This window comes from Sorangium sp. So ce185 (assembly GCF_051526825.1).
Classification (GTDB): Bacteria; Myxococcota_A; Polyangia; order Polyangiales; family Polyangiaceae; genus Sorangium; species Sorangium cellulosum_D.
In genome coordinates this window covers 8,198,085-8,221,349 of the sequence record NZ_CP150316.1, presented here as the reverse complement: position 1 = coordinate 8,221,349, position 23,265 = coordinate 8,198,085, and the positions used below count along the sequence as shown (strand labels likewise).

The 23,265-nt window shown below is 68.9% G+C and carries 18 protein-coding genes; 7 read left to right on the top strand and 11 right to left on the bottom strand.

Annotation, left to right across the window (positions count from 1 at the left end; translation table 11 throughout):
* Window positions 1–71: 71 nt before the first annotated feature.
* Window positions 72–791, top strand: coding sequence for a TetR/AcrR family transcriptional regulator C-terminal domain-containing protein (locus tag WMF26_RS30125; protein ID WP_437995511.1), 720 nt, complete (start codon window positions 72–74; stop codon window positions 789–791).
* 21 nt (window positions 792–812) lie between these two features.
* Here WMF26_RS30125 and WMF26_RS30120 read toward each other — a convergent pair whose 3' ends face one another.
* On the bottom strand, window positions 813–1,553 hold the full coding sequence (locus WMF26_RS30120) for a transcriptional regulator (RefSeq protein ID WP_437995510.1): 741 nt from the start codon (window positions 1,551–1,553) through the stop codon (window positions 813–815).
* A gap of 605 nt (window positions 1,554–2,158) precedes the next feature.
* Here WMF26_RS30120 and WMF26_RS30115 point away from each other — a divergent pair.
* The 4 genes from WMF26_RS30115 to WMF26_RS30100 all read left to right on the top strand — a co-directional run bounded on the left by WMF26_RS30115 (window position 2,159) and on the right by WMF26_RS30100 (window position 5,678).
* Window positions 2,159–2,617, top strand: a complete 459-nt coding sequence (locus WMF26_RS30115; RefSeq protein WP_061627361.1) for a hypothetical protein — start codon at window positions 2,159–2,161, stop codon at window positions 2,615–2,617.
* Window positions 2,617–3,336, top strand: a complete 720-nt coding sequence (locus WMF26_RS30110; protein ID WP_437949661.1) for a hypothetical protein — start codon at window positions 2,617–2,619, stop codon at window positions 3,334–3,336. Before WMF26_RS30115 ends, WMF26_RS30110 begins: the two co-directional genes overlap by 1 nt.
* Window positions 3,333–4,670 carry an SLC13 family permease gene (locus WMF26_RS30105; RefSeq protein WP_437995509.1) on the top strand — a complete coding sequence of 446 codons (1,338 nt, stop codon included), beginning with the start codon at window positions 3,333–3,335 and terminating at the stop codon, window positions 4,668–4,670. Before WMF26_RS30110 ends, WMF26_RS30105 begins: the two co-directional genes overlap by 4 nt.
* A 123-nt stretch (window positions 4,671–4,793) precedes the next feature.
* Window positions 4,794–5,678 carry an alpha/beta fold hydrolase gene (locus WMF26_RS30100; RefSeq protein ID WP_437995508.1) on the top strand — a complete coding sequence of 295 codons (885 nt, stop codon included), beginning with the start codon at window positions 4,794–4,796 and terminating at the stop codon, window positions 5,676–5,678.
* Window positions 5,679–5,800: 122 nt separating this feature from the next.
* Here the strand turns inward: WMF26_RS30100 and WMF26_RS30095 are convergent, their stop codons facing one another.
* From WMF26_RS30095 to WMF26_RS30080, 4 genes are all read right to left on the bottom strand, one after another.
* The gene (locus tag WMF26_RS30095; protein WP_437995507.1) at window positions 5,801–8,182 is read right to left on the bottom strand and encodes a PAS domain S-box protein; all 2,382 of its coding nucleotides are present in this window, start codon (window positions 8,180–8,182) and stop codon (window positions 5,801–5,803) included.
* Window positions 8,172–9,275, bottom strand: coding sequence for a hybrid sensor histidine kinase/response regulator (locus WMF26_RS30090; RefSeq protein WP_437995506.1), 1,104 nt, complete (start codon window positions 9,273–9,275; stop codon window positions 8,172–8,174). Before WMF26_RS30090 ends, WMF26_RS30095 begins: the two co-directional genes overlap by 11 nt.
* 158 nt (window positions 9,276–9,433) lie before the next feature.
* Window positions 9,434–10,219 carry a phosphotransferase gene (locus WMF26_RS30085; protein WP_437995505.1) on the bottom strand — a complete coding sequence of 262 codons (786 nt, stop codon included), beginning with the start codon at window positions 10,217–10,219 and terminating at the stop codon, window positions 9,434–9,436.
* 143 nt (window positions 10,220–10,362) lie between these two features.
* A complete protein-coding gene (locus WMF26_RS30080) occupies window positions 10,363–11,349 on the bottom strand; it encodes a hypothetical protein (RefSeq protein WP_437995504.1) in 987 nt (328 codons plus the stop codon).
* Between the two features lie 16 nt (window positions 11,350–11,365).
* Between WMF26_RS30080 and WMF26_RS30075 the strand changes: the two genes are divergently transcribed.
* Both WMF26_RS30075 and WMF26_RS30070 read left to right on the top strand, forming a co-directional pair.
* Entirely contained in the window at window positions 11,366–11,638 is a 273-nt protein-coding gene (locus tag WMF26_RS30075) for a hypothetical protein (protein ID WP_437995503.1), read from the top strand.
* Window positions 11,639–12,058: 420 nt separating this feature from the next.
* Complete coding sequence (locus WMF26_RS30070) at window positions 12,059–13,747, top strand: recombinase family protein (RefSeq protein ID WP_437995502.1); 1,689 nt, start codon at window positions 12,059–12,061, stop codon at window positions 13,745–13,747.
* A 188-nt stretch (window positions 13,748–13,935) separates the two neighbouring features.
* On the opposite strand, the gene WMF26_RS30065 is transcribed toward WMF26_RS30070, so the two are convergent.
* The 6 genes from WMF26_RS30065 to WMF26_RS30040 all read right to left on the bottom strand — a co-directional run bounded on the left by WMF26_RS30065 (window position 13,936) and on the right by WMF26_RS30040 (window position 21,840).
* The gene (locus WMF26_RS30065; protein ID WP_020739813.1) at window positions 13,936–15,228 is read right to left on the bottom strand and encodes a three-Cys-motif partner protein TcmP; all 1,293 of its coding nucleotides are present in this window, start codon (window positions 15,226–15,228) and stop codon (window positions 13,936–13,938) included.
* Window positions 15,229–15,237: 9 nt separating this feature from the next.
* Window positions 15,238–16,053: a DUF5131 family protein gene (locus WMF26_RS30060; protein ID WP_020739812.1), complete on the bottom strand. Its 816-nt coding sequence runs from the start codon at window positions 16,051–16,053 to the stop codon at window positions 15,238–15,240.
* Between the two features lie 829 nt (window positions 16,054–16,882).
* Window positions 16,883–17,323: a DUF6530 family protein gene (locus tag WMF26_RS30055; protein ID WP_420878178.1), complete on the bottom strand. Its 441-nt coding sequence runs from the start codon at window positions 17,321–17,323 to the stop codon at window positions 16,883–16,885.
* Window positions 17,324–17,544: 221 nt separating this feature from the next.
* Window positions 17,545–19,599, bottom strand: a complete 2,055-nt coding sequence (locus tag WMF26_RS30050) for a helix-turn-helix domain-containing protein (RefSeq protein WP_020739808.1) — start codon at window positions 19,597–19,599, stop codon at window positions 17,545–17,547.
* Between the two features lie 1,186 nt (window positions 19,600–20,785).
* Window positions 20,786–21,181, bottom strand: coding sequence for an IS66 family insertion sequence element accessory protein TnpA (tnpA, locus tag WMF26_RS30045; protein ID WP_437995501.1), 396 nt, complete (start codon window positions 21,179–21,181; stop codon window positions 20,786–20,788).
* 260 nt (window positions 21,182–21,441) lie between these two features.
* Window positions 21,442–21,840, bottom strand: a complete 399-nt coding sequence (locus WMF26_RS30040; RefSeq protein ID WP_437995500.1) for a hypothetical protein — start codon at window positions 21,838–21,840, stop codon at window positions 21,442–21,444.
* Between the last annotated feature and the right edge of the window lie 1,425 nt (window positions 21,841–23,265).

The following is a 23,265-nucleotide window of genomic DNA, read 5'->3' as shown; positions in this document are numbered from 1 at the left end:
TCAAGGCGCTGGCCCGATTTCCGGGCGCGAGGATCCGGGGAAGCCGGGGAAGGGGAGAGCGAGGCGCGGGCATGGGGCTGACACGCGAGCAGGTGGTTTCGACGGCGCTGCGGCTGCTCGGCGAGGTCGGGCTCGACGCGCTGACGATGCGCCGGCTCGGCCAGGAGCTGAACGTGCAGGCGGCGACGTTGTACTGGCACGTCAAGAACAAGCAGGAACTGCTCGACGCGATGGCGGAAGCGATGCTGGAGGGCTGCGTTGCCCGCGCGCCGGAGGGGGCGACGTGGCGCGACCGGGCGGCCGAGATGGCCGGGCGGCTCCGTGAGGCGCTCCTCGCGCACCGGGACGGGGCGCGGGTGTTCGCGGGGACCTACGTCACGCAGGAGAACACGCTGCGGTTCTCGGACATGCTGCTCGGCGCGCTGGGCGACGCCGGGCTGTCGCCGCGCGCCGCGGCGTGGGGGGCGTGGACGCTTGTCTATTACACGATCGGCTTCACGCTCGAAGAGCAGGCCATGACCCCGGCCGGCGGGGTGGGCGGCGGCAAGGCCGACCCGGCGCACCTCCGGGAGGCGATGGCGCGCGGGGCGTATCCGCACCTCGCGGCGGCGTTCCCGCACATGGCCGACGCCGATCTCGACGCGCGGTTCCGCTACGGCGCGCGGCTCATCCTCGAGGGCCTCGCGGCGGCGCCGGGCGATGCGCCGCCGAGCCCCGCGCCGCCGAGCCCCGCGCCCGAAGCCCCGCCGCGCCCGCGCGCGGGGCGGCGTCCGCTCCGCCGGAGCCGGTGACGGCGGCGCGCTCTCCGCGGATCACCGCGCTGCGCAGGTCCTCCGGAGGGCGCGCGCCTTGTCGATGCACGCCGTGAGGGCGTCCTCCGCGGGCTCGTCCGGGCACGAGACCTCGAAATCGCGGATCGCGTCGCGGAGCCCGCGCAGGCGCGGGCCGCCGGCGCCGAGGTCGAGCTTGCCCTTGCGCCCGTCGTCGTCGTCGTCGTCGCCTCCGACGAGCAGCAGCGTGCCGACCACCGCGCCCACGACGACGACGCCGGTGAGGACGCCCGCCACGATGACGCCGGTCTTGCCCTCGACGTCCGGGGGCTCGGCGTCCGGGAGCGACGGCGTGCCCGCCGGGACCTTCGGCGCCTCGAGCCCCGCGGCCAGCACCGTGGTGGTGATCCCGCCCGCGAGCCCCAGGCCGCCGATGACGAGGCTCGACACCGTGAGCGCGCTCGGCCCGGCGCTGGCGCTCGCGTCCACGTCCACGTCCACGCTGGCGGAGAGGCGCGCCTGCGCCGCGTTGCACACCGCGTAGGCGTCGAGGCGGTGGATCTCGAGCGACGCGCGCGGCGCGGTCTCGGGCGGCAGCTTCGCCGCGAGGATGATGTCGTCCGCCGAGCGCCGGAGCGTCAGCGTCGCGGGCTCGGCGTCCGGCGCGGCCGCGGCGTCGGGGGCGGCCGCGGGTCGCGTGGAGGCCTTGCCGCACCCGGCCAGTCCACATGCGATGAGCAGGAGCGTCGTGCAGGAGAGGACATGATCGCGTCGCAGGGTCATACTGCCACGCTACGCTGAACTCCCGCGGTTTCGTCGAGTGAAATCGGCCTCGCCGCAGATCGGATATCGGCCGACGAGCGGGCTCTGCGTGGGACAAAGCCGCGGTGTGTACGGCGCGTGGAGGAGCTCAAGGCGCGATGTAGGTCGGCCCTGCCACGGTGTTGAGCGGTCGGCGATGTCGGCCCCGGGCCGCTCGGCCGCGACCTTGGCGACGCCGTTCGTCGCGCCGGTTGTACGCGGGATCGTTCGTCGACTGACGGCCTCCGTACGCCGTCCCGATCTCTGGATGCCGGGGTGGCGCGCGCCCGGAAGACGCGTTGTGTACACCACCGATGTACGCATGACCCCGCGCGATCCTGCCGCGTGAAGAGAGCCTCCGACGAGCGGCGCGTAGCGGCCGGATCCACCTCGCAGCGCGCCGGACGGCGATCTCGCGGCGCCGTCGCGAGCCACGGTGGTCGAGCCCGCGCCGCCTCGCGCGCGTGGCGCGCTCGATCAAGCCTGGATCCGGGCCGTTCCGAGCAGCTACGCTGAGATGCCCCATGCCTCCGCCCCGACCGCCTCGCGACCATGGCCCGCGCCACGCTCCGTTGCCCTCGTCCGCGGTGTCCGCGCTCATCCGCCCCGGCAGGCTCGACGCGCTCCTCGCCCCCTGGATGCCCGACGCGGAGGAGCGCGACTTCGTGGTCCGGTGCATCGTGGGAGAGGGCCCCATCCATCACCGCGGCGCGAGCTACACGCTGCTCTGCCTGCTCGGCCTCCTGCTCGAGGAGCTCGGCCCGGACGAGGGCGGCGCGCCGCGCGGCGAGGCGCTGCCCGTCCCGATCCGCCTGCCGCCGCACCTCGCGCGCGGCAGCGAGCACGACTACCCGCTGGCCATCCCGCTCGCGCCGCTGGCGCGCCTCGCCCCGAAGGGCTCGCCGGAGCTCGCCGCGCTCGTCGACTGCCTCACCGACGGCCCGCCGCACCACGCGCTCGCCAACGCCGCCATGATCTGCCTGCTCGACGCCCTCTTCGCGCGCGCTGGGCGCGCCCGCGTCGGGGCCGGGGTGGAGCCGGCCTGATGGCGCTGCCGCCGGCGCTCGGGCAGGCGTTCCGGATGGTGGCCGCCGAGCTGGGCATGCGCTCGGCGGCGCGGCTGTTCCTGCGCGAGCTGATGGCGGCCGGCGGCGCACCGCTCGTCGGCGAGGCCCGCGACCAGCTCGGGCGCGAGTTCCCCGTCCTCGACTTCATCGCCGAGCAGTGGCTCTCCGGCGGCGCCGAGGCGCCGCTCGACCCCGCGGGCGTCCTCGACGCGCTCCGCGGCGTGACCCGGCTGCTCGTCGTGGGGCTCGAGGCCGACTGCCTCGACGCGCTCGTGCCGCGGCTCTCCGGCGTCGACGCGGGCCTCGTCACCGACGGGGGCGGGCTCGACCCCGACTTCCGGCGGGTGCTCGCGAACTACGACGGGCTCATGACGCCGGTGGAGCTGTCCGAGCTCCACCGTTGGGCCGGGCGGAGGAGCGCGCTGCTCACCTTCGTCTACGGCACCGACGGGCACGCGGCGCACGTGAGCCCCTCGTGGCTGCGCGTCTCGGGCCCCGACGTGCGGACCCAGTTCCGCTCGCTGATCGGCTGGGACATCCTCGGGCGGCCCATGACGGTGTACCCGCGCTGGATGGTGGAGACGAGCCCGGCCGATTTCTCGTGCCTCGTGCGGCCGGCGCCGCCCGGGCACGGGGCCGCCGCGGCCGTCGCGTCGCCTCGCCCGCGCGCGCCCACGCCCGCGCGCGAGGCGACGTGACGGCGCCCCAGGCCGCGCTCCTCGTCGTCCTGCTCGGCGCGCTCTTGCTCCAGGCGCTCCTGCCGTCGCGCCGCGTGCTCATCGTGACGGGCGGCGCGGCCCTCGCCTCCCTCGCGTCGACGCTGCTGGGGGTCGCGACGACGCAGCGCCTCCTCGCCGAGGTGCCGTGGGACGTGCTCGTCATCCTCGTGACGCTGGGGCTCCTGTCCCAGCTGCTCGCCGCCTCGCGGCTCTTCGACCGCCTCGCCGTCGCGGCGACGCGGCTGAGCGGCGCCGAGCCCTTCCGCGTCATCTTGGTGTTCTCGATCGCGATGTACCTCGTGAGCGGCGTCGTCAACAACCTCACGGCGCTCGTGCTCGTCCTGCCCGTGCTGCACGTGCTGCTCAAGCTCATGGGCACGCGGCAGCGGTACGTCTCCTGGCTGCTCGGCCTCCTGCTCGTCGCCTGCAACCTCGGCGGGGCCGCCACGCCGATCGGCGACTTCCCGGCCATCCTGCTGCTCGGCCGGGGCAGCATGACGTTCGGGGCCTACCTCTCGCGCGCCGCCCCGGCGACGCTCTTCGCGCTCGCCCTCCTGCTCCTCGTCGTGGGCGCCGTGGTGCGCCCGGCCGCTGGCGTGCCGCGCGATCCGGTCTCGGCGCGGCTCACGCGCGCGGCGATGGAGGCGCTGCACCGGCGGGTGCGCGTCGATCGGCGCCTCCTCGTGCCGGCGGCGGCGTCGCTCTCCGCGATGGTGGTCGCGTGGCTGTTCCTGCCCGCGGAGCTCGGCGTCGGCCCGGAGCTCGTGTGCTGGCTCGGCACCGGCGCGGCGCTGCTCATGGCGCGCAGGCTCGGCGAGCGGCTCGCGAGGGCGGGGCTCGACATCGAGGCGGTGCTCTTCCTCCTCTCGCTCTTCGTGATGGTGGCGGCGGTGCGGCGCACCGGCCTGTTCGAGGAGGTCTCGCGCTCGCTGGAGCGGCTGCCGGTCGCGCCGTCGCTCCAGCTCGTCGCGTTCCTCGTCCTCGCCGGCGTGTTGACCGGGCTGTTCTCGGCGGGCCCCAGCATGGCGGCGCTGCTCGACGTGGCCGAGTCGCTCGCCGAGCGGCTGCCCGGGCCCGCCGTCTATGTCGGCCTCGCCCTGTCGGTCTGCGCGGGCAGCTCGCTCTTCCTGACCGCCGCGACGTCGGGCCCGCTCGCGCAGGCGCTCACGGAGCGGGCCGACCTGCGCGACCTCGACGGCAAGCCCATCCGGTTCGGCTTCTTCGACTTCCTGCCGGCCGGCCTCTTGAGCTTCACGGTCATCCAGGCCGTGGCGATCGCGTACGCGCTCCTCGCCGTCTGGACGGGGCGATGAGCCGACCCTGCGCTGGCGCCGGGCGGGGCGGCCTTGACACCCGGAAACGCGTTCGCGTCTCCTGGCCGCCGCCTGCCACGCCGCGGCGCGACCCCAGCGCGCCTGTCCCGAAAGGAGCGGATCATGACGTTGCGACGCCCCGAACACTTCACCCATCACCACGCCCAGCTCGCGGATATCCGCCTGCACTATGTGCGCGAGGGGCGCGGGAGGCCGCTCATCCTGCTCCACGGCTGGCCGGGCTTCTGGTGGGAGTGGCACAAGAACATCGGCCCCCTGGCCGAGAGCTTCGATGTCATCGTGCCCGACCTGCGGGGTTACGGCGACTCCGAGAAGCCGGATCTCTCGCGCATCGATCTCTTCCACCTCGATCGCGTCGTGGAGGACATCGCCCAGCTGCTCGACCACCTCGGCATCGAGCAGGCCCTCCTCGCGGGCCACGACTACTCCGCGCTCGTCCTGCACAAATTCGTGCGCAAGCACCGCGACAAGGTGATCCAGGCCGCGATCATCAACCCCATCACGCCGGGGTTCGAGGGGCGATACCTGAGCCCCGGCCACTTCCCCGAGTCATGGTACTCGCAGTTCCACCAGCTGGACATGGCCGTCGAGCTGGTCGGCTCGAGCCGCGACGCGTGCCGCACCTACTTCCGTCACTTCCTGAACCACTGGTCGCACAACAAGGGTCTCTTCCAGGGGGAAGAGCTGGAGATCTACGTCGACAACTTCATGAAGCCCGGCAACATCCACGGCGGCTTCAACTTCTACCGCGCCAACCTGTCCATCACGAGCCAGCCCTGGACCCCGCTCGACCGGACCATCTCCGACTGCCGCGTGACGTTCCTGCAAGGCATGGGGGATCCCGTGGTCCCCTCCGCCTGGACCGACCTCGTCACGCCCTGGTACAGCCGCTACACGATCCATTACGTGCAGGATGGCGGGCACTTCTTGATGCGGGAGAAGCCGGCGTATGTGAACAAGCACCTCCGGGATGCGTTCCTGAAATAGGCGCCGGCCGCCGGGGGGTGGCCCAGTTGGCCCCGGAGTGATTCACATGAAGGCGGGAAGACAGGAAGAACAGTGATCTGTTCTCGCCGCCTTCCCGCCTTCATGTTCGAATCCGGCCACCGTCAGCGCGCCCCGGGGACGAGGAGCTCCTCGAGGACGGCCGTGAGCTCGTCGACCCGCACCGGCTTGGTCAGGTAGCGGTAGAACCCGGCCTGCTCGGCGCGGCGGGTGTCCCGGGGCATCGCCGCCGCGCTGAGCGCGATCACGGGGATGTCGCGCGTCTCCGGCCACTCCTCGAGCTTGCGCGCGGCCTCGTAGCCGCTCATCCCGGGGAGGTTGATGTCCATGATGACGACCTCGGGCCGCCGCGACCGCGCGAGCTCGATGCCGATCTCGGCGTTCGGCGCGGTGATCAGGCGGACGCGCTCGAACTCGGAGATCAGCTCCTCCATGAACGCGATGTTCGACGGGTTGTCCTCGACGTAGAGGACCGAATGGCGGACGCCGCCGGGCCCGGCGAGCGGAGACGCCTCCAGGCGCGCGTCCGCCTGCCCCGGGGCGGCGCTCTCCGGCGCTTCCTCGTGCGCCGGGAGCTCGATCCAGAACTCCGAGCCTTCGCCCGGCACGCTGCTGAAGCCGACGCCGCCGCCCATGAGCTCCGCGAGCCGCTTCGTGATGGCGAGGCCGATCCCGGTCCCCTCGATCGGCCCCGTCTCCTGGCCGGCGCGCTGGAAGGGCTGGAAGATCTTCGCGTGCTGCTCGCGAGGGATGCCGATGCCGTTGTCCGCCACGCAGACCCGCACGACGCCGTCCTCCGGCCTCGACACCGCGATCGTGGCGCGGCCCCCCCGCCGGCCGTACTTGATCGCGTTCGAGCCGTAGTTCATGAGGATCTGCGCGAAGCGGGTGCGATCCGCGGTGATCTTCGGGAGCTCCGCGGGCAAGGGCGCGAGGGCGATCTCGATGCCGGCGCGCTGGGCCATCGGGTCGAGCGTCGTCTTCACCTCGTCCAGCACCTCGGGGACGTTCACCGGCTCGATCGACACCGTCACGCGGCCGGCCTCGATGCGCGAGAGGTCCAGGATGTCGTCGATCAGCTTGAGCAGGTGCTCGCCGCCCTTCAGGACATGCTCGATCCGCTCCTTCTGGCGGTCGGTGAGCGGCGTCTTCCGGTCGCGGTGGAGGAGCTGCGCGAAGCCGAGGACCGCGTTGAGCGGCGTGCGGAGCTCGTGGCTCATCGAGGCGAGGAACTCGCTCTTCGCGGAGCTGGCCGCCTCGGCCAGGGCCCGCGCCTTGCGGAGCTCCTCCGCGCGCTGCACGTCGCCGGTCATGTCCCAGAGGGTGCACACGGTCCCGCCCTCGGCCGTCCGCCGCTCGGTCGCGCGCAGGCTGCGCCCGTCGCTCGTGCAGAGATCCAGCGTGCCGCTCGGCTCGGCGTGGTAGGCGAGGAGCCGCGCGCGGAAGGCGGCCGGCGGCTCGCCGCCGAGGGCGAACAGCCCCGCGGCGATGCCCTCGTCGATGAGCTCGGCGTAGCTCCGGCCGACGATCGGGCCGCTCACCCGCGCGCCGAGCCAGTGCCGGTACGCGCTGTTGCAGAGCGCGAGCCGATCCTGCGCGTCGAACACGGCGAACGCGCCCTGGAAGCTCTCCACCGCGCTCCTGAGGAGGTCGCTCGTGCGCTTCGCCTCGGCCTCCAGGCGCCTCCGCTCGCTGATGTCGCGGGCCACCTTCGAGGTGCCGACGAGCTTGCCCTGGGCGTCGTGGATCGGAGAGGCGGTGATCGCGACGTCGATGTCCCTGCCGTCCTTGCGCCGGCGCACCGTCTCGAAGTGCTCGATGTGCTCGCCCCGCTTGAGCCGCTCGAGCGTCCGCAGCACCTCGCCCTCCCGCCCCGGCGGGGCGAGCACGGTGAGGGGCCGGTCGATCATCTCCTCGGCGGTGTAGCCGAAGATCGCCTGCGCGCCCCGGTTCCAGCTGACGACGCGCCCGTCGAGCGCCTCGCCGATGATGGCGTCCTCGGACGAGTCGACGATCGCGGCCAGCCGCCGCATCGCGAGGTCGACCCGCTTGCGGTCGCTGATGTCGCGGATGGCGCTCGAGACGAGCGTGCCCCGCTCGGTCGTCAGCGGGCTGAGGCTGATCTCGACCGGGAACTCGCTGCCGTCCCTCCGGAGCCCGAACAGCTCCAGCCCCGACCCCATCGGGCGGGCCCTGGGCGCGGCGGTGAACGCCGCGCGGTTCCCCACGTGCGCCCCCCGGAATCGCTCCGGGAGGAGGAGCTCGATGGGCTGCCCGACGAGCTCGCCGCGCGCATGGCCGAACATCCGCTCGGTCTGGACGTTGACGAACACGATCCGCCCATGCTCGTCGACGACCACCATGGCGTCGGGCGCCGCGTCGATGAGCAGGCGGAACGTGCCGTCGTCGAGCGCTGGGGCGCCGGGCCCGCCGTGCGCCTGGTCGGGCGGAGACGGGCGTTCGCTGGAGGAGAGTTCACGGGTCATCGGGGAGCCTCACGCAGAAGACGGCGCCGGGCGCGTTGTCCTCGATCCGGATGGTCCCGCCGTGCGCCTCGACGGCCATCTTGCAGAAGGCGAGCCCGAGGCCGCGGCCGGAGCGGTGGACGGCCTCGTCGCCGCCGCCGAGCTGGACGAAGCGATCGAACACCCGCGCGCGCATCTCGGCGGGGACGCCCGGCCCCGCGTCCGCCACGCGGATCTCCACCGCGGCGCCGTCCTTCGCGGCGCTCACGGTCACCGCGGTGCCGGCCGGGGCGTGGTGGATGGCGTTCTCGAGGAGGTTCTCGAGCGTGCGGCGGAGCAGGTCCGGGTCGGCCTGGACGGCGGGCGCCTCGATGGCCTCGCGCAGCGCGATCGACCCGGCGCTCGCGCGCAGGTCGAGCGCGGCGAACGCCTCGTGGACGAGCGCGCGGAGGTCGACGCGCGCGCGCTCCGGGGCGAGCCGCCCTTCCTCGCTCTTGCTGATGTCGAGCAGGTCGTAGATGAGCCGCAGCAGGGAGCGCGCCTGATCGCGGATCTGCCGCGCGGAGTCGCGCGCCGGCTCCGGGAGCGCGCGGTCCCGGAGCAGGAACTGCGCGTGCAGGTCCATGCTGCTCACGGGGTTCTTCAGGTCGTGGACGACGAAGGCCGTGAGCTGCTCTTTCTGGAGCTGGAGGCGCATGAGCGCGTCCCGCTGCTGGCGGACGAGCTCGACGTGCTCGCGCAGCTCCGCGCCGAGCCGGCGCAGCCGCAGCGCGGCCTGCACGCGCGCGAGGAGCTCCGACGGGCGGACGGGCTTCGTCAGGAAGTCGTCGCCGCCGGCGCGCAGGGCGCTGTCGAACGTGTCGACGTCGCGCAGCGCCGTCAGGAACACGATCGGCGTGCTCTCGCCCCCGGGGAGGGCGCGGATCCGGGCGCACACGGCGAAGCCGTCCATGCCCGGCATCCGCACGTCGAGCAGCACGCAATCCGGCCTGTGGCGCTCGAACTGCTGGATCCCCTCCTCGCCCGTGACGGCGAGCACGACCTCGTGTCCCTCGTCCTCGAGCGTGGCCTGGGCCAGGGCGCGGTTCTGCTCGTTGTCATCGACGACGAGCACCCTGGATCTCGGCTCTGGCTGCTCCATGCGCCCCCGGTTGCGGGCGCGAGGGTACACGAGGGGCAGCGGGGCCACCATAGCGCCCGCCCTTCGGCCGAGCGGCGGTGCCGGTGCGCCGCGCAGGCCGCGCGCACCGCGGGTGGCCTGCGGCTCCGCGATCACCCCGGGTCGCCGTGGGGCGCGGCGAAGCCCCGCAGCAGCCGCTCGCGCTGCGCTCGCAGGTAGCGGATGTCCTCTTCGTACAGCGCGGGGTGGCCGGCTGCGATGTGCGCCTGGGACGCGGCTTCGCCGGCCTCGGCCCGCTTTCGCATGGTGGCGAGGAGGGCCGCCAGCCGGTCGACCACCGTGTCGAGCAGCTCCGCCCCGGCCGCGACGCCGTAAGCGCGGCAAAACGCGGCGGCCCGCCGCGCCTGCTCCTCCGGGCTGCCGGCGCTGTCCGGGTTGGTCGGCGCGTGCAGCGGCGCGAACCGGTAGACGGCGTAGGCCAGATCCCACGCGCGCGGCCCCGGGTGGGCGTTGTCGAAATCGATGAAGCCGACCACGCGGCCGGCGCGGACGACGCAGTTGTAGGGCGCGAGATCGCCGTGACAGACCACCTCGGCCGGCGAGCGGGCCGGCAGCTGCCACCGGTCGTCCGGCCCCGGCGCGAAGGTCGCGCTCGCGTCGTGGAGCCGGCGCAGCAAGGCGGCGGCGGACGTGAGGAGCTCGGGCGTGCGCAGCTCGGCCGGGAGCGCGTTGTGCACGTCGCCCTCGAGGTACGACAGCACCTCGTTCCCCTCGTCGTCGTAGCCGAACGGCTCCGGCGCCGCGTCGAAGCCCGCCGCGCGCAGGTGCCGCAGCAGCCGGTGGATGGCCGGCGCCGCCGCCGTCGCGGGCCGGTGGACCCGGTCCCCGCGCCGGCGCACGGTGTTGACCCCGCCCTGGAATACCGTCTCCTCGACCATGGTCCGTCCTCTCAGCCCCGCGCGCGCCTGCGTGCCGGCGCGCCTTCGTAGCGCATCCCCGGGACCGCGATCGCGCGATTCTGCGAGGACGAAGGTCCTCGAAGCGACAGAGAGTACAGCTCGACGATTCAGCGCGCGCCGACTCAGGAGCCATCTGCGAGCCATTCGCTGGCCAGCGCGAGCGTGCGCCGATTCTCGGGCACACCCTCGAGGAAGCTCGATCGGTAGGCGGGCTCGCTGATCTGGGCGGCGATCGCGTGAAGCCTGCTGCGCGCCTCCGCGAGCGCGGCGCGCGCTTCGGCGTGGCGCCCGGAGGCCTCGAGGCTCTCGACGTGCACGAGGCGCAGATACGATCCGCGGAAGAAGTGACTGCACATTCGCATGGAGGCGTAGCGGCTCAACCCTTCCGCCGCCGCGGCGACGGCCTCGTCCGTCCGGCCCTCCGCGAGCCGCAGCGCCGACAGCGTGGCCAGGGCACCGGGAACGTCCAGCGGACAGATCTGCTCGAACGTCGCGATCGCCGCCTGCACTTCGTGGTTCGCGGCATCGAGGTCGCCCGCGCGGCGCAGCACCTCCGCGAGCAGCCAGCGACCCCGAGCCTCCTTGAGCGGCAGGCCACGGTCACCGCCCGTCGGGAGGAGCTGCACCGCGTAGGACCGCGCCTCGGCCAGCGCCCCGCGATCCGCCAGCAGCCAGGCCATCACAAAGGACCGGTATGTCGAGCCAAGACCGAGCTCTCCGTCGGCCATCGGCAGCGCGCCGAGCATCCGCTCAGCGTCCTCGGCCGCGCCGAGATACCAGGCATTCATGGCCTCGAAGAGGCCCGCGATGGCCTCATAACGCCGCTGGCCGCTCTGCCGGGCGAGCGCTTTGCCCCTCCTTGCGTGCTCGAGCGCGCCGAAGGGATCGTCATTCACGCCCGCCCGCATCGACAGGAGGACATGATATGCAATGGTCACGAAGGGGCTCTCGTCTCCGTACGCCCGTGCGAGGCCCTCGAGCCGTGAGAGGAGCGCGTCTGCGTCCCGCGTCCGGCCCAGGAGATCCATGGTGTAGGAGCTCCAGGTGAGCGCGATCGTCAGCGGGTCCGCGCCGTCCGACCCGATATCCGCTTGTTTCAGCTCCTCCACGAGGGCGAGGAGCGCCTTGACCTGGCCCGTCTTCATCGCGACGCTGAAGTGCAGCAGCGCCGCCTGGGCCCAGGGCGTGCTCCCGCGCGGGGCGCTCTGCAAGAGCTCCGCGGCCTCGCTCCGCACGGAGAACGCCATCTCCGCATACCACGCGGCCGTCTCGCACACCGCGCCCAGCAGCCTCATGCGCAGATCGTCAGGTATCGGCAGCGCGAGCCCTCGGCGCGCGAGCGAGATCGCGCCTGGGCCGTCGCCGCCCCAGCTCGCATGGCGCGACGAGAGCAGGTAATACCGCCCTGCGCTTGGACCGTCGCCTCCCTTGTCGAAGTGCTCGGCCAGCACCCGCGCCGCTGGCTCGCCCCGCGCCTCCAGCCATTCGCCCGCGAGCCGGTGCCCGAGTGTCCGGTCTTCCTCGGTCAGCATCGCATACGCGCCCTCCCGTAGGAGCGCGTGCCGAAAGGCGAGCTCCTCCTCGCCCGGGAAGCGGCTGTCGGGGCGCCGCACCAGGAGCTCACGCTCCACCAGGGCGTCGAGGGCTGCCAGGACCGAGCTCCGGCGCGCCTCACCGCCGACGAGCGACGCGACGCCCCCGGCCCAGAGCTGAGGAGCTTTTGTTAGACGCAGGAGAGGCAGAAATTCCGGCTGAAACCGGCGATTTGCTCAGCTTGGTCGGCCGGAGTAGGATCATCCTTTTGGACAGGTGCAACAAATGAAAGACGCAACCCCCAACACCGCGATCCGTCGGACCCTCGGCTACCCGCGCGTGTCAACGAGGGAGCAGGAAATCGCGGGCGTCTCCCTGGACGCCCAGGCCGAGAAGATCGGCAACTACTGCCGGCTCCACTCGCTGCCGGAGCCGATCTTGTTTCCGGAAGTCGAGAGCGGCGGCGAGGAGAACGAAGCGAACAGGAAGAAGGTCGCCGCGCTCCTGGCCGACGTCCGCCGCGGCGACATGGTGATCGTGACGGACATCGACCGCTTCGGCCGCGACGTGGTCTTCATCGTGAAGAACGTCCGGCAGATCATGCGCAAGGGCGCCGTGTTCGTCGCCATCGACAAGGGCTTCGATTCGCGTTCGCCGATGGCAGAGGACACGCTGGCCAACTGGGCGGTCGGCGCGGAACAGGAGCGCCGTCGGATCAAGGAGCGGACCGAAGGGGGGCGCAAGCACCTGCGCGTCCAAGGCTACTTCGTCGAGGGACGGCCGCCATTCGGCTACGAACGCCAGCCGAAGCCCAAAGGAACGAAGATGCCGCTGCCGCTCCGCGTGGTTCCGGAGCACGCCGTGGTGGTGCGTCGCATGTTCGCGCTCGCGCTCGAAGGCTGTAGCGTGTTTGAGATTGCAAAGCGTCTTCGCCAGGAGTACGGCAACGTCAAAGCATTCGGACGCGCCTGGGTGCTCATCGCGCTGCGTAACCGCGTTTACACGGGCCGCATTGCAAAGACCGCCGTGCGGCCGAAGGCGACACGCGGCGCCGTGCAGCTTCCGGCCGAATGGGTGCCCGCGCATGAGGCGATCGTCGACGATGAGACGTTCAACAACGTCCAGCTCGCACTGAGAGATCGACGCCGGGGAAGGAAGCCACAAGCCGAGTCTGCGACGGTCAACCACTTGCTTCGCGGCATCTGCCGCTGCGCGGAATGCGGCGGCAGCGTTGCTGCGATTCCGGTACCCCGCAGCAGCCGACACAAGGTAGGCTACTACGTCTGCCGCGGCCATGTGGAGCAGAAAGAGAAGGGCGTGCGGTGCAAGTCTTCCGCATGGCTCCGTCAGCCGGACGCGGACGCCGCTGCGGGAGAGCAATTCCTGGCGTTTGCTCGCTCGCTACTCACCTCCCTTACTAGGCCGCCACGCCAGATCGAGAAGCCAGATTTCGCCGCCCAGCGCCGGGAGATCAAGATCGCGCGACAGCGCGTGGTGGAATTTGTTGCAAAGGGGCTCTTCACGGTCGAGGACGTGAAGGTAGAACTGAATCGCCTCGATGACTCGCTTGCAGCAATCGAGGCGAAGGAAGCCGAGTTCAAAGAAACGGTGGGCAACGACACCATCGAGACTCGAAAGCACGCGCACGCCTATGTCCAGCAGATAGCCGATGAGTGGAGCATCTTGCAGGTAGACGTCCAGCGAGCGCTGATCCGCGCGTTCTCCTCGAAAGTCGAGGCGACAAAGGACAAGCAGATCAGGATCACATGGCGCGATCCATCGCAGATATCAGCGGCGCATGGTGCACAGGAGCTGCCAGCGCTCCGCCCTGCGCCGATCGCCGTTGCGCTCCCGGTCCCTTCGACCGTCACGTCTTTGTCCACGAATGTCGCAGCGCTCCCTGCTCCATCGATGTCCGCGCGTGACTACCTCGGTTCGTCGGAAAGTGCCCCCGCTCCGGTCCGGGGTCGGTAAATCTAGCCCGGCGTGTTGCTGATCCGGTTCTGCATGGAGGCCGGGTGGTCACCTGCGCTCACTGCGTCGAAGGCGAATGGACTCCGACGCCGATGCCCGGTAGACAAGGTTCGTCCGACGTCCGACGCCTGCCGGCGTGTACGCCATTTGGGCGATAGCTACAGCGTTTCCTTTACTCCTCGTCCAACTCACTTGCGGAACAGACGGCCCTGTCTGGCAGGGCGGATGATGTCCGAATCCTTCACCTTCGTCGACACCTCGCGCTCCTCACCATTCGCTCCGCGCTTCTCAAACTCAAGGTCCGCGCACAGCCGATTGACGGCGTCGCCGAGCGTCTCGAGATCCGCCGGGGTCTCGTTACATAGGGCCTTATAGAGAGCTTTGAGAGAGACGCCATCGTGGTGCCTGGCCTGGAAGATAACCGGCAGTTCCTCGACGAGCGCCCTAACTGTTCGAGCCTTCGCCGAGTCGTCGAACTCGAACGGGAACGGCAAGACGGCCTGGTATTTGTTCTTGGCCGGGTCGAAGCCGAGCATCATCGTGCCTTCGCGGCCGAAGTGCTCGAAGTGGTTGCTCACCGACCAGTGCAGGGCCTTTACAACGTCGTTGGCTTTGGAACTGTTGGCAAGGTGCAGGAACCAGTACGATCGGTGGCTGCGCTTCGAGGTGATGAAGAAGGGGGTGTAGCACTCGGCGTGCGCGCGCTTCGCGAACGTCTCATGCAGGATGAACTGGATCAAGCGCATCAGCCGGCCGCGGTCCTCGCTGGACAGCGTCGCTGCTTCGTCCATGTCCCGGCGACCGGAGAGGAACGCCTCCAACTCGGGCTCGACCAGGCGCGCGTCCTTCAGCCTGCCGAGCGCCTCTCCGGCCGTCCGTGCATGCGCCGAGATGTGGTCCACCGCGAGTGTTAAAAACACCTCCGCCGTGGGGATTTCCGTCATGATTCGCCTGATCAAGTCGACGGGGATGGCACGATAGCCGTACTGGTCGAGCACGAAGATCGGACGCGGGCGCCTGGGGCTGGTGCCCTTAATTTGATCCAGGATGCCACCGAGTTCCTCCTCGAAAGCCCCACGCCGCAGGTCGACTTTGTCCCGGACGAAGCTCTCGCCGACGTGCCGCTTCAACGTCGCATCCAGGTACGCGTAGGTCGTGGGGTTCTTCTCGATGAAGACGTAGCTCGCCTCGACGGAGAACGGCTTTTTCCGGCCAGCAACGGCGTTCATCCGCGCCTCCGCGGCCCGGACGGCGTTGATCAGGATGAGCGGCGACCCGGGATGGAGCGTACTACCGTGGCCCTCGACGACGTACTCGCCCCCTCCGGCGAACCCGTCGATGAGCATCAATTTTAGTGGGACGGTGCCGCCGCGCGTCAAGATCGGGATGTACCGCTCTATATACTCCCTCAAGATCGCGTGCTTTGCCAAGCTGTGGGGGCCCAGCGTCGCTGGTCCGTCGGACCAATCGTACTTCGCCATGGTGCGCTCCTACTCCGCCGCCATCCCCCCCCGCAGGAACTGGTCCCTTATCACCGCCAGCCGCTGGGCGCGTACGGCCGCGGGCGGCGGCGCGGCCGGTTCGATGGTCGGGTACTCGTCGTACGTTCGCTTTCCTAGGTGTCTTCCGGCGCGAGACTTCTGGACCCCTCCCCACTGCTTGAAGAAGAACGGGATCCCTGCCTCCCTGCACTGGTCGCGGATCGAGAGCACCCAGCGCTCCTCCATCGGACGGGCCCTCGGGCCGCTCTCACCGCCCACGATCACCCAGTCGATACCCTGGAGATCGATCCGGCCGAGGTCTTCAAGCAGTGGCTCGATGGAGAGGAAGCGCACCTTGGCCGGAGTCCGGCGGAGCTCGTCGATCCTCGGGAGCCCGTAAGCTCGGTCCTCCACGCTCACCCCGAGCCAGATATGCCTGCGGTGAACGATCTCAGGCGGCATCCGCGAGGTGAGCGTTAAGAGGCGCGCCGCACGCTTGGTGAGCATCTGGTAGATGTGCCAATCGGCGGAGGCCATGACCTCGAAGACCTGGCGGACGTACTCCTCTGGGACTTTGTCCTGGAAGAGGTCGCTCATGGAGTTGACGAAGACCCTCCGCGAGCGGCTCCATCGGAACGGTTCGAAGAGCTTGTCTGGCACCAGCAGGAGGTCGAAGCCCTGCTCGTACGGATGGCCAGGCACGCCTCGGAAGCGTTCCGCGAAGGTCTCCGCGTAACAGTGCTTGCAGCCGGGGCTCACCTTCGTGCAGCCGCGGAGGGGGTTCCAGGTGGCGTCCGTCCACTCGATGGCGCTGCCGTCGCTCATGACGTGTACAGGTGTACAGTAAGGGCCCGGGCGGGGCAAGCGGGGAGGGCGACGCGGGTCCGGGTCGGCGATCCCTCGTGCGTCCGCGTGCCTCAAGCCCGCCCCGACTCGCGACGCGCGAGCCCACCTCCTCGGCGCGTTCCCCGGACGCGCAGGCGCGAGCCAGAGGCCGGGGATCGCGATGGGCGTTAGGGCTGTCATCCGCGCCCAGTCCGTCCGGTCACGTTGCCCTCGTCGTCGCCGGGGCGGTGCCGGTGGTAGCGTCGCTGCATGCGCGTGCGGCTCATCCTGGAGAAGGGCTGTCACGCCCTGACGTAGCGCGTCCACCTCGTCGAAGCCCCGGCCGTGGGCTCGGTCGTCTTGGCGGATCGCGAGCGCTGCGTGATCAGCGTCGAGCCTCATCCCGAGCGGGGCGAGGCAGACGCCTACCTGCGCGAGGATGCCGACGATCTCGCACTGTAGAGCGTCAGTAAAAATCTTCTTCCTGGGATGTCGTGCGGCAGGCGGGCGGCGAGCCCGCGAGCCCCCTTCCGCGGCTTCCGCGGGTCGGTGCCGCGGCCTGATCGAGCGCGGAGCGGCCGCGGCGTCGGCGAGGACGCCGGGGAGCTCGGGGGCCGTCGAGGCCCTGGCCGGCGCCGAGCGCCCGCGCAGGTCGAGGCCACGTCGGGCGCTGGCGACTGGCCGTTCGTCGACCGGTGTATCGGACCGGTCACCCTCGCGATGGCCAGCAACCAGCTTGCGCAACCGAGCAGCAACCATCGTGAGCGTTAACACCCCCGGGCGTGCGCCGTTCAGCGCCAGACTCGAAGTGAGAGGGACATCATCGCTGTCAGATCCTTCCGTCCCGATGCAGTTCATTGAGAACCTCTCGCAGCTTGCGGAGCCGCCCTCGAGCCCGACCGACATCCTCTGCGTACTCCTCCTCAATACTTTCACATGGTTGAGGTGGCGAAGGTTGCATCTTGAGGGGGTGCGGTTGGTTCTCGAATGTACCATCCGGCAACTCATCGCTATCACAAAATAGGGCCAACGCGGCGAATATAACGAGGTCGATTGCACGGCTAACAGGCAATTCCTCGCTTTGTCGGCTCCAACCCGAGTCGACGTGTCGGAAGACCTTAACCGAGAGATCTTCTACTTCCCACTGTGCACGTCCCACCGAAAGGTGCTGGGCGTCGGTGTTGCCCGCCCGCTTGCCATCGTGCGCGACGTAGGGGACGGCTCGGAGCGGCTGATGTTGCAGGTCGGTCGGAAGCGGAAGCTGTTTCATTGACATGAACGCACCTGTTTCTTATCTCCCTGAACGCCAACTCACACAGGCAGCCTGTACGCATGCATGGATTTATTCCGTTAGACAGCTCCGATTCATAACTTCAGTGTGTTCAACGGCTCGCGGCTCTGCCCTTGCACGAAGCGCGCCCGGCAGCAGTTGGACGTGTACTAGTCATCGCAGGTCGTTATGATGTGCTCAATCAAGGAACCGCGGTTCGGTCACAGGCGATCATATAGCCCGTCCAACGCATTGTTGAGGAGCGTGTTCCGAGCGATGACCCTGACCGTTGATCTGGTCGTCTTCTCAAGCAATCGGTAATTGGTATCATCAGGCTCGAGTTCAAGCTGAAGCTTATTCTCGAGCAATCCACGCAAAAGATATGCGCACGAGTCAACCGATCTGCTTACCAGAATTCCGTTTAGAACACCCGTGCTAAGAATGATCTGAAGCGCGAGCGGATGGACCTCCTTGAAGAGCCTTGCTCGTCTAATCTCAAACCCTACAGTCGTCGCAACCAGTATGCGCTCGACCTCAACGCGCAATTCCGATGTGAGCTCCGGAAGCTCACCACGAGTGATCGCACTAACGAACTTTGTGTATTCTTCGCGAAGCCGCGTGGCGCGTCTCATCTGGTCTTCGTCTTTCTTTTGATCGGTATCCTGGTCTTTAGCCTCCTTCTCTTTGACATCTTTTCCACGAATCCGCTCGGACTCGTCTAGCAGAGCAAAGTCAGCCCAATGCAGGTGCACGATTTCGGTAATCTGCTTATCCGACAGAGCTATAATTCTCGCCGTTAGCGCCTCGGTGAACAGACCGTCGTGGTCGAGGTCATCAAGATCTTCTGCAGTGCGCCCTTGTGCGAGCAACATCTCACGCAGTCGAAGGTCGGTCTCCGCCATCAACGACTCAGAGTCCAAACCGGCAGACGGCAAGACAAGCTTCGGAACATAAACGATGACGGGCTTGCCCTGGCCCAGTGCCACCGACGCCTCCGAATCCTTGCCGAATGAGTCAGCCTTCTGCGCCATGTAAAGAGTAACACTCGCGCGTCTGAGCATCAACGCTTCGACCAAGCCTTTGGCCACGCGATCCTCAATCCATGACTGTGTTGGATTGAAATAGCGAAGGCGCAGCGGGGCGATCTGGTCGTGGCGGAACAAGCGAGCTACAAAACGGTTGACGGAGACGAAGTCTGACGTGCTTCGCATGGAGGTCGCCACATAGACGTCCATGTGATCGGCGCTGATGTAATGGGACAAATTCGACAGTGCCTGTGCCTGGATGCGCTCCATCTCCGCTTCATCCTTTTCGTCGCGGAGAATTCTATTTGCTTCGTTCTCAAGATTCGCGGCGTTAGACACAAAGAGGGGCGAGATGGGAGTGTGCGCCATCGTAGACCCCAACTCACGCATCAATGAGTCGATCTTACGGCGCCGCTTTTCGCCGAATTCATCCAAGGCATGAGGACCTTTTGCCCGCACCTCTTTCGCAAGCTCACGAAGGTACTTGGCGAGCGTTTCGCGTTTTCTCTTTTGTGCCTTGTATTTCGCGGCCGAGATGTAGCCCAGGAACTCAAGCTTGTGCTCCGGAATCGGAAGGATCCTGTTACCCTCAAGGCTTGCAGGATCTGGAGCGTCCCACACCGTACGATCTGTGTAGGCGCTGAGGTCTCTCGCTGCGAGAGGCTCCAAGATCGTCGATAGATTATTCGAAGCGTTCATCTTGCGATAAGCTTCGGCAAAAGTGCTAAAAAGGCGAATGGCCTCTTCGTGAAACCGCCGAATAGCAGCGTCGAAGAGTTCAATCGACTGAAAGGCGGTGCCCCCAAGGTACCGATCGAAGAAAGCTCGACTCATGCGGGGGACAGCGTAAAATAGAAGTATGCTGTTAAGCGTGTCAAAAGACTGTGTTGCGGTGAGCATTCCCGAGAATAGCGTTTTAGTAGTCGCCTCGGCGGCGTGAACTGACTCGATATCCATTGACCGGAGCCCAACCACCCGACCCACCAACTCCCCGACGGATGCCTCGAACTGCTGACGAAGATGGGACTCATCCCTCGCGAACGGTGCCCATGTTTCCCCGGGGATCCCAAGTTGTTCGGCAATCGCTCGAAGACTTTCGGGCTTGGGCAGACGTCGTCCCTGTTCCAGCAGCGCGATCTGCGTGCGGTTTACAGTCGCCCCGCAGCGTTCTGCAAGGCCCTCCTGCGTCAGCTTCTTCATCTCGCGGAACTGCCGAAAGAGGTCGCCCAAGTCGCCCAATCGCTCAATCATCGCTGCCTCCTGCCGTTGACATTGTTGGAACGAATGTGGTTATTCAGACGGTGCTCTTGCCGGCTCCCGACCGTCTTCCGGGGGGCCGAAAGGCCGGAGAGCGGTCGGCGCTGCTCCTGAGGAACTTCCCCCTCTTCGGAAACTGGTGCAAGTCTGTCGCCGTGGGAACGACTTTGGAAGCGATAGGTTTCCGTGTTCCCGGAGATAGGCCGCGGCGTCCGCGACCTGTCAGCACAGCGGGCGCGCGCGCTGGAGGATTCGGTCACGGCCTTGCTCGTTCGCGTCCAGCTCGACGTCATCGGCCTTCGGGTGCAGGGGCTGCTGCTCCCGCCTGGACCGCCGATGCACCAGCTCTCACCCCGCATGCCCCCTCCTTGCTCATCGTGGGGAGGTAGCGTAGCCGATAGCCAACCCGACATGTCAAGCCTTCTGTACGGGCGACCAGGCGACCCGATCGCGATATTTTTGCGTCGAGTTGCTGATGGCGGCGATGTTGCCGGAGGTGGCGACCTCAGCGGCCGGCCCGGTGTCCCTTCGGCCGGGTCGGTGACGCCTGGATCGCGATTCTGGAGAACCTCAGCCTTAGTAACGACCTGACGGACGCCATCGCGCATCGTCGATTCGTACTTCGACGTGCTCCGAGCAGCCATGCCGATGCGATCTGTCGAAGACCGGCTCATGGAGCGCGACCCGATCGGCAGAACGGAGCACGACTGCATCGGTCAAGATTCCCCGGTCCAACCCCGTACCTGCCCCTCCACGGCGCGACGCGCAGCTCACGTCAATGGCTCAAATTTGTTAGAATTTCCGCGGAGCGGCGCCTTGACGTGAGCGGGCACCGCGCCCCCTGCCTCGCGGGGTCCGAGCGGGCTTGCCCACGATCCGCTTGGCCGGTTCGGGCGCGATCCGATGGGGCGGTCCACGACAGCTCCGCCGTCCTGAGAGAGCACGGCCCGACGCGGCGCCGTGGGGCAAGCGGCCGCCGATGACCGCGCGCTGACGGCCGCGCGCGAGGTGCTGCGCGAGCGGACCCGTGCGCGACCGTCCCGCCCGAGCGCAGCCCGTCGCGGCATCACGGGACAGACCCGACGATGCCCGCACGCTGACGGCCGTGCGCAAGCAGGGTCGTGCGCCACCGTCCTCCCGAGCGCGGCCTGTCGCGGTCCGTGGGGCAGGCCGCCGGCGATCACGGTGCGCTGACAGTCGCATGCCAGGAGGCGCACGACGGCGGCGGTGCTCCAGCGTTCCCGGCGAGGTGTGCATGGGTCCGCGGCGAGCCTGACGCGAACCGCGCCAAGGGAGGACGGCGGCTATGCGGCCCCGGGCGTGGCGGTGACGCGATCGAAGTCGCGTACCTCGACGAGGACCAGCTTATGCTGGAAGGCGTCACGTACAGCAACGTGGGCAGCGTCGCCTTCTCCGCGCTCTGCCGGTACGCGCTCCGCTTCATCCCCAGTCGGCGGCTCCAGGAGTACAGCGTCCCGGCGTTGACCCCCTCCTGCTCCGCGAACACCCGGGCGGATTGCCCGCTCTTGTGCCAGCGCGCCACGCGGTCGCGCCAGATACGTGTGCTCTCGTCCATCCACACCTCCGGCGCGGATCTCTACGCAGCGCAGGAGCTCCAGGACAGCATGCTGGTCGCCGAACGGGTACTCACGTACGAGGTGGGACCGCCGGGCAAAGGCGGCACTCGTGGGATTGTTCGGGCGAGATGGTAACGGGGCAGGACGGGGGCCAGGTCGAGCCGCTCCGTTTCCCTGAATAGGATCGGCGAGCGGGCGCGATAGGCACGCGCGGGAGCGCGACGGGGCGGAAGTGCATCGCGAGGCCGCTTCATGTGCTCTACTGGCGCGCTTCCCGCCGGGCAGCGCTGCACCGCAGACGAGCACGCCGATCGCCCGGACGTGCGCTTGGAACCGCGGTCGTCCCGCGCTCCGCCGCCTCCCACGCGGCTCGCAGGCTGCTTGCAACCTCTCCTGGCCCCTCCATCGGTGGTCCCATTTGCTTCAGCGCCTCCAGGCGCGCCGCCTCCAGCCTCGACCGACGCGGCGCCGTTGCCCGGCGCTTCTCCACGAGCTCACCGAGCACCTGCGCCGCGCGCTCCCACTGCGCCGCCGCCCCCGGCGCGTGCGCGATCCTTCGCACAGCGTTCCAGGGCGCCTCAAGCTGATCGCACAGGTTGCCGATGTCGGGGTGCAGCCGTGCAATCGCGCGCAGGTGGCACCGGGTCTGCTTGTTCATCTGAAAACACTCTTCGAGGACGTGGCTCGGCGCGCGGACAACTCCGCACGCGAGCTCGTACCAGCGCCGCGAGCTCATGCGCCTACAAAAGCACGGAGCCACAGACCCGCCACAACGAAGCCTTCATTTTTCGTTCAACCTTAAAGAGCGTTAAAGCAGAGTACAAGAGTCGGCACCAGGCGAGGGCGACGGCATTAAATTGTGATGTAGCGCGCGACCAACAGGACGCCGGGTCTCACGTGACACCGTGACCTGACTGGCGTTCGCTGGAACCCGATCACGTGACCTCGGTGTGCGGCGTGGCCCCTCCGGCGATCCCACGGCCGGGCCGTCGAGCGGGGCCAGCTCGCCCGGCGGCGCGGCCGCGGGCCGCGCTGGCGTCCACCTGGGCGAGCTCCGCCTTGCGTCAGCCTCCCGCCTGGACGGGCGCAGCGGCCCCGTGCGCCGAACACGCGCCCCGATACGTGCTCAGCTCTGGGCCCAGGCCGCCCCGGCGTCCGCCGGGACCAGCTCGCGCCGCGCCGCTCGGCCCGCCCCGCGGCGGCCGTGTCTGCCGCGCGCCGCCCTGTCGCATACGTATGCGACAAAGCCGAGGCGGCTCGCCGGAGATCCTCAGCCGACCCCGCGCAGAATTACCAAATCGACCCCTTCGCGACCCCCCAAAACCGGGCCCTCTGGCGCTCTCTCGAAACGGCCTAACTGCGCGTCACCAGAGCGGCTTCCCCGGCTGACCAGATCCCGGTAACTCGCGACGAGTTACCGGATCTTCAGAATTACCATTTCGGGCCTCCTCACGGGCTCTCGTTCAGGCTCCGTTCCGAACTCGAAACACCACGACATTGGAGGTTCTATATGGCAGGAGCAGCCACCGTTGCGCCGTCGGCGGCTCGAGACGCGCGGTCGTGGGGCCGCGCTGGCGGGCGGCGCTGCTGCACGGGCGGCATGGTGCGCAGCTCTGGGCGCTCGGCCGTCAGCCCGCGGTGATCGCGATCTGCCGCAGAACGCGCTCCGACGAACCGCCCGCGCACGGAACGGTCGCGCCCATCGGCCAGGGCGCGCTCGAGGAGCCCCGACGCGCCGCCACCGCGCGCAACGGTGACCCACGGCGGCGTCATGCAGTTCCAGGTGCGCAGCCCGCGGATGTCACCACACCAACGGGCCCGTTTCAGGGCGGTGGGCGCGCCGCCGTGATGCCGCCCACGCTGCCCGCGGCGCACGGCCACGCTGAACGGGGGCTCGACGATGAGGCCCTCCACACGTTGATCGAGCGCGAGCCCATCGCGGCGCCGGCCGACGTCGCAGGCTCGCCGAGCTCCCTCGCGTCCGCTCGGCCGCAACTGTGCGAACGGAATCCATTGCGGACCCATTGTTGTGTGCGTAAGACCCACACGGTGCCGGTCCGTCGCGCCCCGCTCGCGCATCGCG

What these genes read in the sequence shown, in the direction of transcription:
- WMF26_RS30125 (WP_437995511.1), top strand. Translation starts at nt 72, where the DNA reads ATGGGGCTGACACGCGAGCAGGTGGTTTCGACGGCGCTGCGGCTGCTC.
- WMF26_RS30120 (WP_437995510.1), bottom strand. Translation starts at nt 1,553, where the DNA reads ATGACCCTGCGACGCGATCATGTCCTCTCCTGCACGACGCTCCTGCTC.
- WMF26_RS30110 (WP_437949661.1), top strand. Translation starts at nt 2,617, where the DNA reads ATGGCGCTGCCGCCGGCGCTCGGGCAGGCGTTCCGGATGGTGGCCGCC.
- WMF26_RS30100 (WP_437995508.1), top strand. Translation starts at nt 4,794, where the DNA reads ATGACGTTGCGACGCCCCGAACACTTCACCCATCACCACGCCCAGCTC.
- WMF26_RS30095 (WP_437995507.1), bottom strand. Translation starts at nt 8,182, where the DNA reads ATGACCCGTGAACTCTCCTCCAGCGAACGCCCGTCTCCGCCCGACCAG.
- WMF26_RS30085 (WP_437995505.1), bottom strand. Translation starts at nt 10,219, where the DNA reads ATGGTCGAGGAGACGGTATTCCAGGGCGGGGTCAACACCGTGCGCCGG.
- WMF26_RS30070 (WP_437995502.1), top strand. Translation starts at nt 12,059, where the DNA reads ATGAAAGACGCAACCCCCAACACCGCGATCCGTCGGACCCTCGGCTAC.
- WMF26_RS30065 (WP_020739813.1), bottom strand. Translation starts at nt 15,228, where the DNA reads ATGGCGAAGTACGATTGGTCCGACGGACCAGCGACGCTGGGCCCCCAC.
- WMF26_RS30060 (WP_020739812.1), bottom strand. Translation starts at nt 16,053, where the DNA reads ATGAGCGACGGCAGCGCCATCGAGTGGACGGACGCCACCTGGAACCCC.
- WMF26_RS30055 (WP_420878178.1), bottom strand. Translation starts at nt 17,323, where the DNA reads ATGAAACAGCTTCCGCTTCCGACCGACCTGCAACATCAGCCGCTCCGA.
- WMF26_RS30050 (WP_020739808.1), bottom strand. Translation starts at nt 19,599, where the DNA reads ATGATTGAGCGATTGGGCGACTTGGGCGACCTCTTTCGGCAGTTCCGC.
- tnpA (WP_437995501.1), bottom strand. Translation starts at nt 21,181, where the DNA reads ATGGACGAGAGCACACGTATCTGGCGCGACCGCGTGGCGCGCTGGCAC.
- WMF26_RS30040 (WP_437995500.1), bottom strand. Translation starts at nt 21,840, where the DNA reads ATGAACAAGCAGACCCGGTGCCACCTGCGCGCGATTGCACGGCTGCAC.